2 protein-coding genes are annotated in these 2,362 nt (G+C 32.0%); one reads left to right on the forward strand and one right to left on the reverse strand.

Features of this window, described 5'->3' with window-relative positions:
- The first annotated feature begins 937 nt into the window (after nucleotides 1-937).
- Nucleotides 938-1,972 carry an AI-2E family transporter gene (locus AFK68_RS06505; RefSeq protein WP_094672068.1) on the forward strand — a complete coding sequence of 345 codons (1,035 nt, stop codon included), beginning with the start codon at nucleotides 938-940 and terminating at the stop codon, nucleotides 1,970-1,972.
- Between the two features lie 96 nt (nucleotides 1,973-2,068).
- On the opposite strand, the gene AFK68_RS06510 is transcribed toward AFK68_RS06505, so the two are convergent.
- On the reverse strand, nucleotides 2,069-2,323 hold the full coding sequence (locus AFK68_RS06510; protein WP_246844033.1) for a hypothetical protein: 255 nt from the start codon (nucleotides 2,321-2,323) through the stop codon (nucleotides 2,069-2,071).
- Nucleotides 2,324-2,362: the final 39 nt, after the last annotated feature.

The raw sequence follows: 2,362 nt of genomic DNA on the forward strand, positions 1-2,362 counted from the left end.
GTGAATATACATTCTCCCTCGTCAAGGTCAGTTTTTCTTCCAATACTTTTAATTATCCTTAAATTTATCAATACTAATTCCTACTTATGAGGCAATCAATTAATAGCTAATAGCTGACTGCTGAATACTTAGGTTAGAGCTAAAGGTAGGAGGTTGAGAAAATCATCAAAATATTTACTATTTAGAGAGAAGTTTCAAAGTATTGATTGACTATTCTGAATCTAACCCCCTATTCTTACACAGAGCTGTTAATTATAAATATTCGGTTACTATAATTTCTCAAGTTTTGTCTTTTCAGCTTTATAATAATAGCTAGATTAATCTATTTTCTTGAACTCCCAGAGTCAAGGTAGTGCTTGAAAAATTTTATATTGATTAGTTGAAACACTTATCTGGAAGACAAAGGGGGAAAGTAGACAACGGAGAAAATTTAATGGTTTATTCCTCAACTTGAAATTGTCACAGTTTATCTAACTCCAACGTAAACATTCAGCTATTAGCTTTCAGCTCTCAGCAATAATACCATTTCTCAAAAACTTTATCTATTTCAGAGTAGGGGAGTGTAGGGACGTTGCACAGGCAAAAATGCGTTTTCCGTTCCGGAATGCTCCGCTTTCCATGTCGCGCAGCGATACGTCTGTACGGGAGAAGTAAAAATAATGATAATTAATATTAAATTGCCTCAAATCATAAAAAATGTGATTCTACCAAGATAATTACTTAATAACTGAAGCATTAATCAAGTAATGCATTACTTTTGGTAATTGCTATAAGACCCTATTTTTAAGGGAGTAGTTTAAATGAATATAGACTTACAAATTTTCTAGTAATATTTTAATTATGGCTGATTTAATATAGCTTTAAACCCACACCAAAAACAATACCTGATACCTGACTGCTGAATACTTACACTCCAACAACTCGACAACAAAAAAATATGAATTTTGGTAAATGGTTAGGATTTTTTAGTTTGCTTATTTCCCTATATATCCTTTGGGAAATTCAACGACTTGTACTATTAATATTTGCTGCAATAGTTTTAGCAACTGCCTTAAATAGATTAGTACAGAAATTTAATAGATGGGGTCTTAAAAGAAACTTAGCTGTAATTGCTACTTTAAGTTTAGCAGCATTAATTATGCTGCTATTTTTGTTGCTAGTTGTACCACCTTTTATTACCCAGTTTCAAAAATTAGTTGCCTTAATACCTGATGTATTTATAGAAGTCCGCTCTCAACTTGTGCAATTATATCGACAAAGACCCGATCTATTTCCAGCACCACCTACTGCCACTGATATGCTAGTACAAACACAAACATTAGGTACTCAGTTATTTAGCAACTTTTTTAAGATTTTTTCTAATACTTTTATCGTATTCTTACAGGTACTTTTAGTATTTGTATTAACAATAATGTTTTTGGTTAATGCTCAAGCTTATCGACGAGTAGGATTACTTTTATTTCCTTCTTTTTATCGGCGACGTGCAGATGAAATTCTATCAAAATGCGAGGTAGCTTTAGGTAATTGGTTTGGTGGAATAGTAATTAACTCTCTTTTTGTGGCGACCTGTAGTGGTATTGGTTTATTACTATTACAAATTGATTTAGTTTTGACTCATGCTTTACTCGCAGGTTTACTCAATTTTATTCCTAATATTGGTCCGACTATGAGTATAGTCTTTCCCATAATGGTTGCTCTTTTAGATGCTCCTTGGAAAATAGCTGCAGTAGGAATTTTATATATTATTATTCAGAATCTTGAAAGTTATTGGCTAAGTCCAACTGTTATGGCAAAACAAGTCTCGCTTTTACCTGCTGTTACTCTAGGATGTCAAATTTTCTTCACTACTTTTTTTGGAATTTTAGGTTTGATTTTAGCTCTACCTTTAACAGTAGTAGCTAAAACTTGGATTGAGGAAACTTTATTCAAAGATATCTTAGATCCTTGGCAACAAAAAACCTCTATACTGTGAAATAATTGCCACAGTTGATAGTTGATAATTAATGATTAATATTTGGTATTTTTTATAGATACATAAGATGAAAAAAGTAATCAAAATTTTTGACTTTTATTCATCTTCTGGTGTTAGAGACCTCACAGTTTCTTGAATTGACCCAATAGCAAATCCCAAAATTGCACCTACTATCGCATAAGTACGAGGTGCTTTTGCACTACTATACCCTTTATCTATTTTAGTTAAATTACAACATTGATAAGGATTTTTACTCATCTCAGCTGCAGCTAATCCAATCACTGAACCCATCAAAGCTATCATTACTCCAGAAAATATAACTTGTTTCAGATTAAATTTTTTTTCTTCCATTACCAAGTCACCTCCAAAATTATATTAATTAAGTACCTG

Origin of the sequence: Hydrocoleum sp. CS-953 (assembly GCF_002260545.1) — a bacterium.
GTDB lineage: Bacteria > Cyanobacteriota > Cyanobacteriia > Cyanobacteriales > Microcoleaceae > Trichodesmium.

Excerpts from the sequence above, each read along its gene's own strand:
- AFK68_RS06510 (WP_246844033.1), bottom strand. The coding sequence starts at position 2,323 with ATGGAAGAAAAAAAATTTAATCTGAAACAAGTTATATTTTCTGGAGTA.
- AFK68_RS06505 (WP_094672068.1), top strand. The coding sequence starts at position 938 with ATGAATTTTGGTAAATGGTTAGGATTTTTTAGTTTGCTTATTTCCCTA.